This is a genomic window from Blautia sp. MCC283 (assembly GCF_018785565.1).
In the GTDB taxonomy this organism is placed as follows: domain Bacteria; phylum Bacillota; class Clostridia; order Lachnospirales; family Lachnospiraceae; genus Blautia_A.
Genome location: NZ_WQQB01000069.1, coordinates 292511 through 292786, shown reverse-complemented (window position 1 = coordinate 292786; position 276 = coordinate 292511).

Genomic DNA, 276 nt, shown 5'->3' with positions numbered 1-276 from the left:
TTTATTTTTCTAAAACAATTATTTGCGACAGCTCAGTTATAATAACACTGGGAGTTATGGTTGTCAACCATAAAATTCAATTTTTTTGATTTTCCTGGAAGTTTATTTTTATAGGGCAATTTTTCCTATTATCCTTGTGGCCTTTATTAATAGAAATTTCCCCTTGCTGGGTGCGCTACGTCGGGTGCACTACGCCGGTCACATTTCCAATGAGATAAGTGCGAGGGAAGGCGATCTCAAAGTTCCGAAGCCCGAACGCCCTCCCTCGCGCTCCCA